This window comes from Streptomyces sp. NPDC058964 (assembly GCF_042741275.1).
Taxonomy (GTDB): domain Bacteria; phylum Actinomycetota; class Actinomycetes; order Streptomycetales; family Streptomycetaceae; genus Streptomyces.
The window spans coordinates 1-5,124 of record NZ_JBHYKH010000413.1 but is presented as its reverse complement, the minus strand read 5'-3'; the positions used below and the strand labels follow the sequence as shown (position 1 = coordinate 5,124).

At 70.0% G+C, this 5,124-nt stretch carries 5 protein-coding genes; 1 reads left to right on the top strand and 4 read right to left on the bottom strand.

The genetic code is table 11. The features are described from left to right. Positions 1–102 precede the first annotated feature (102 nt). The 4 genes from cysS to ACFW2E_RS35165 all read right to left on the bottom strand — a co-directional run bounded on the left by cysS (position 103) and on the right by ACFW2E_RS35165 (position 3,709). Complete coding sequence (gene cysS / locus ACFW2E_RS35180) at positions 103–1,509, bottom strand: cysteine--tRNA ligase (protein WP_384472526.1); 1,407 nt, start codon at positions 1,507–1,509, stop codon at positions 103–105. A gap of 172 nt (positions 1,510–1,681) precedes the next feature. Then, complete coding sequence (ispF, locus tag ACFW2E_RS35175; RefSeq protein WP_384472523.1) at positions 1,682–2,194, bottom strand: 2-C-methyl-D-erythritol 2,4-cyclodiphosphate synthase; 513 nt, start codon at positions 2,192–2,194, stop codon at positions 1,682–1,684. Further along, positions 2,184–2,936: a 2-C-methyl-D-erythritol 4-phosphate cytidylyltransferase gene (gene ispD / locus ACFW2E_RS35170; RefSeq protein WP_384472520.1), complete on the bottom strand. Its 753-nt coding sequence runs from the start codon at positions 2,934–2,936 to the stop codon at positions 2,184–2,186. The genes ispF and ispD overlap by 11 nt, the downstream gene beginning before the upstream one ends. 290 nt (positions 2,937–3,226) lie before the next feature. Next, positions 3,227–3,709 (bottom strand): CarD family transcriptional regulator, encoded by a 483-nt coding sequence (locus tag ACFW2E_RS35165; RefSeq protein WP_003953493.1) that lies wholly within the window; start codon positions 3,707–3,709, stop codon positions 3,227–3,229. A gap of 592 nt (positions 3,710–4,301) precedes the next feature. On the opposite strand from ACFW2E_RS35165, the gene ACFW2E_RS35160 reads away from it, so the two are divergent. Then, positions 4,302–4,982, top strand: a complete 681-nt coding sequence (locus tag ACFW2E_RS35160; RefSeq protein ID WP_384472517.1) for a DUF461 domain-containing protein — start codon at positions 4,302–4,304, stop codon at positions 4,980–4,982. Positions 4,983–5,124 lie beyond the last annotated feature (142 nt).

Below are 5,124 nucleotides of genomic sequence, written 5' to 3'. Positions count from 1 at the left end.
CAACTCCCTGAGGGTTTGGGGGGTGTCGTGGGCTGTTGTTTATTGCCTGTGCGCCGCGCGACCGGGGGGGGGCCACAATCGATCATCGGACCGGCGGGTGCCTCAGCGTGGGCCGAGGCTCCAGCGCGGCCCCTGCGGGCTGTCCTCGATGACCAGGCCCGACTGGTTGAGCTGGTCTCGGATGGCGTCCGCGGTGGCCCAGTCCTTGCGGGCGCGGGCGGACTCGCGCTGGTCGAGGACGAGCCGTACGAGGCTGTCGACGACGCCGTGCAGGTCCTCGCCGCGGTCGCCGCTCTCGCCGGCCCAGTGCGGGTCGAGCGGGTCGAGACCGAGGACGCCGAGCATGGCGCGGACCTCGGCGAGGCGGGCCACGGCGGCTTCCTTGTCGTCGGCGGCGAGGGCGGAGTTGCCCTGCCGGACGGTGGTGTGCACGACGGCCAGGGCCTGTGGAACGCCCAGGTCGTCGTCCATGGCCTCGGCGAACGCGAGCGGCACCTCGGCGGCCGGCTCGACCCCGGCCTTCCCGGTCATCTCGGTGACGCGCTGCACGAAGCCCTCGATCCGGGCGAACGCCGACTCGGCCTCGCGCAGCGACTCCTCGCTGTACTCGATCATCGAGCGGTAGTGCGGGGTGCCCAGGTAGTAGCGCAGCACGATGGGCCGCCACTCCTTGACCATCTCGCTGACGAGCACCGAGTTGCCCAGCGACTTGGACATCTTGTCGCCGGCCATGGTGACCCAGGCGTTGTGCACCCAGTACTGGGCGAACTCGTCGCCGTAGGCCTTGGCCTGGGCGATCTCGTTCTCGTGGTGCGGGAAGATCAGGTCGAGACCGCCGCCGTGGATGTCGAAGGCGCTGCCCAGGTACTTGTGCGCCATGGCGGAGCACTCCAGGTGCCAGCCGGGCCGTCCGGGGCCCCACGGCGTCGGCCAGGTCGGTTCGCCGGGCTTGGCGGCCTTCCACATGGCGAAGTCGCGCGGGTCCCGCTTGCCCGTCTCGCCCTCGCCGGAGGGCTGGAGCAGGTTGTCGAGCTCCTGCCGGGACAGCTCGAGGTACCGCGGGAAGGAGCGCACGTCGAAGTAGACGTTGCCGTCCGACTCGTAGGCGTGGCCGCGCTCGATGAGCCCCTGCATCATCTCGATCATCTCGGGCACATGGCCGGTGGCACGCGGCTCGTACGTCGGCGGCAGGCAGCCCAGTGCCGTGTAACCGTCGTTGAACGCGCGCTCGTTCTCGTACCCGATCGACCACCACGGGCGGCCCTGGTCGGCCGCCTTGTTGATGATCTTGTCGTCGATGTCGGTGACGTTCCTGACGAACGTCACCTCATAGCCGCGGTACGCGAACCAGCGGCGCATGATGTCGAAGTTGAGGCCCGAGCGGATGTGCCCGATGTGCGGTGCGGACTGCACGGTGGCGCCACACAGGTAGATCGAGACACAACCCGGCGTGAGCGGGGTGAAGTCACGGATCTGCCGGGCGTTGGTGTCGTACAGCCGAATAGTCACCACTCCAGAGTAGTGGGCGCGGGGCAGTGCCTTGCGACCTTCCCCCCAGGGGCCATGAATTCGTGACGTCCGCCTCCGGCGGTTCGGCGGTCCGCTGTGCCGGTGAGTCCTGGCTCGCGTTCCCGGGGGCTGCCGCCCCCGGACACCGGCTTCGGCCTGTGGGGCCTCGTCCTCAGACGCCGGACGGGCTGGACACGCGGACGACCAGGGCGGTGGCCACCGCCATCAGGCCCTCGCCCCGGCCCGGGAATCCCAGTCCGTCCGTCGTGGCCCCGGACACCGAGACCGGTGCGCCGGCGGCCTCGGAGAGGAGCTTCTGGGCCTCGTCCCGGCGCTTGCCGATCTTGGGGCGAGGCCCGACGACCTGGACCGCGACGTTGCCGATGCGGAAGCCCGCCGCACGGACGATCCGGGCCGCCTCCGTGAGCAGGGTGACACCGGAGGCGCCCGACCACTCGGGACGCCCGGTGCCGAAGTGCTGTCCCAGGTCACCGAGGCCGGCCGCGGAGAACAGCGCGTTGCAGGCGGCGTGGGCGACGACGTCCGCGTCGGAGTGCCCGGCCAGTCCCGGACCCTCGCCCTCCCACTTCAGGCCGGCGCACCACAGCTCGCGGCCCTCCTCGAAGGCGTGGATGTCGGTGCCGATGCCGACCTGGGGCAGTACCAGGGGGGCCTCAGAAGCCATCGTTCAGCCTCCTGCGGGCCAGAACCGCCTCCGCGAGGACCAGGTCCAGCGGGCGGGTGACCTTGAAGGCCTCCTCGTGGCCGGGGACCACCACGACCCGCTCCCCCAGCTGCTCGACCATGCTCGCGTCGTCGGTGACGTCGTCGGTGACGGTCTCGTGGGCCCGTACCAGCGTCTCCCGGTCGAAACCCTGGGGCGTCTGCACGGCGCGCAGCCGGGCCCGCTCGGGCGTGGCCACGACCGGCTCGGGAGCGCCGGCGACGGCCGCGGGCTCGACCTCCTTGACGGTGTCGGCGAGCGGCAGCGCGGGGACGACGGCGACGGCCCCGTCCCGGACCGCCTCGATCACCGCGTCGACCGTGTCCACGGGCACGAGCGGCCGGGCCGCGTCGTGCACCAGGACGATGCCGTAGTCGGGCGGGAGCGCGTCCAGGCCGAGCTTCACCGACTCCTGGCGGGTCTCGCCGCCGGGTACCACCAGGAAGTCGGTGCGTTCGGGCAGCGCGTGCGCGTCGAGCAGCGATTTGACCTCCGCGGCGCCGTCGGACGGGGCCACGACGACCACCAGGGAGACGGCACGGGACGCGGCGAGCGCGTGCACCGCGTGGATGAGCATGGGGGTGCCGTTCAGCGCGCGGAGCGCCTTGGGGGCGCCCGGACCGAGGCGTACGCCCCGGCCGGCGGCCGGAATCACCGCGGCCGTACGCAGCTCCGCGGGCGAAGGGCGCGAATCGTCAGACATCGGTTCCTGTCAGGTTTGTGTGCTCGGCCTACGTGGGTATGGCCTGGGAAGTGCCGGGCGCGACGCCTTGACCGGACCCTTCCGTGACACCGGTCGAGCCAGCTGCCCGGGCCCGGCACGCCAAGTATCGGGGGGATGTCCCCGCGACTTGACACTTGATCGTCCTGATAGTCGATAGGCGTAACGGCATCCGGGTACGGACATGCCGCAGCGCCCGGCGACAGCATTCACGTCATCGGGCACCGCGGCATTTCACCGTGCTGAGCTGAGCGGGCGCAGCCGGTTTCGCGTCAGGACGCGAGAACCTCGTCGAGCAGGGCTTCGGCCTTGTCCTCGTTGGTGTTCTCCGCGAGAGCGAGCTCGCTCACCAGGATCTGGCGAGCCTTGGCGAGCATGCGCTTCTCACCGGCGGAGAGTCCACGCTCGCGCTCGCGACGCCACAGGTCACGCACTACTTCCGCGACCTTGATGACATCGCCGGAGGCGAGCTTCTCCAGATTTGCCTTGTATCGACGCGACCAGTTCGTGGGCTCCTCGGCGTACGGCGCGCGCAGCACCTCGAAGACCCGGTCCAGTCCGTCCTGACCGACCACATCACGCACGCCCACGAACTCAGCATTGTCCGCTGGCACACGCACCGTCAGGTCACCCTGGGCGACCTTCAGCACCAAGTAGGTCTTGTCCACGCCTTTGATCTGACGAGTTTCGATGGCCTCGATCAGCGCGGCCCCGTGATGGGGATAGACCACGGTGTCGCCAACCTTGAACGTCATGTGACAGGTACCCCTTCCGTGGCTATCCAGGGTAACACGGATACGGCGTCTTCTGAATGGCGTTTTCGCAGGTCAGGGCATATCTCGGGGCTTGACAACAGCAACAGGAACGTGCTTCGGAAGGGCAGCGGAAGCAGGTATTCGCAGGTCGGAGCGGCTCTCCGGGCGGGGTGAAACGCGTACGTTACACACATCCGGAGGCCCCTCCAAGTGGACGAACGTCCGCATTTGTCCGGTCCCAAGCGTGCGACTTCCGCTACTCCGTTCGGTGGGCCGGAGTCGGGTACGAGACTTTCCGGAATTGATCACCGGCATCCGGCTGAGCGGTACGTGATCAATATCCGGGGCGGCCGCGCATTCCTTCACGGAAATTTTGCGGGGCGCCTTATGTGAATGACGGACGAGCGCGGAGGGCAAAGTGACTCGGGAGTCACTTGGGGGTCCGGGTACCCCCTGCACGAGCGAAGCCTGTGCGGTTGGGGAGGGTCGGGTGCGGCCGCGCCGGAACGGCTCGGTAACCTAAGGCCGCTGACAGACACTTAGGGTGGCTTTATAAGGGAGCCGCCCGTGCGTTCAAGGAGTTGCCGCCGCCGTGAGCAGCAGCCTTCGACGCGGCGCCCTCGCCGCCTCCGCCATCGCCTTCTCGATCGCCTCGCTCGCCGCCTGCGCCGCCGGCACCGACTCCCAGACGCTGCAGGTCAAGCCGGACAACGCGGCGACCAGCGTGGGCACCATCAAGGTGCAGAACGCGACCGTCATCACCCAGCCGGACCTGACGTCCACCGGCCCGGCCGTGATCTCCGCGACCATCTTCAACACCGGTACCACCCCGCAGACCCTCCAGTCGCTCGTGGTCCCCGGCACCGGCAAGACGGCCACGCTCTCCCCCGCGAAGGGCGGCTCCCTCACCATCCAGCCCGGCGGCTCGCTGATCATCGGCGGCAAGGACAACGCCTCCGCCGTGCTGGCGAGCAGCCGGGAGGCGGTGCAGGACGGCAACGCCCAGAAGATCACCTTCACGTTCAGCAAGACCGGTGACGTGAGCCTGCGCGCCTTCGTCGTCCCGGCCGAGCACTACTTCACCAAGTGGGGCCCGAGCGAGGTCCCGTCGGCGTCGGCGACGCCGGCCGCGGGCGCAACGGCCTCCAAGAGCGCCAAGCCGGGCAAGCACGGCGCCTCGGCCTCCGCGACCTCCAAGGCGACCGGGGCCGCGACCACCGGCGCGACCCCGAGCGACTCGGCGTCGGCGTCGACCACGGCTTCCGGCAACTGACCGCCGTACGGCCGCGGCGTCATGACTGAAGGGCGGGCCCCCCCCGGGGGGGCGCCCCGCACACCGTCGGGGTGGGGGGGCCCGGCCCCCCCGCCCCCCCCCCGGGCCCCCCGCGCCCCCCGGGACGCGGGGACAATTTTTA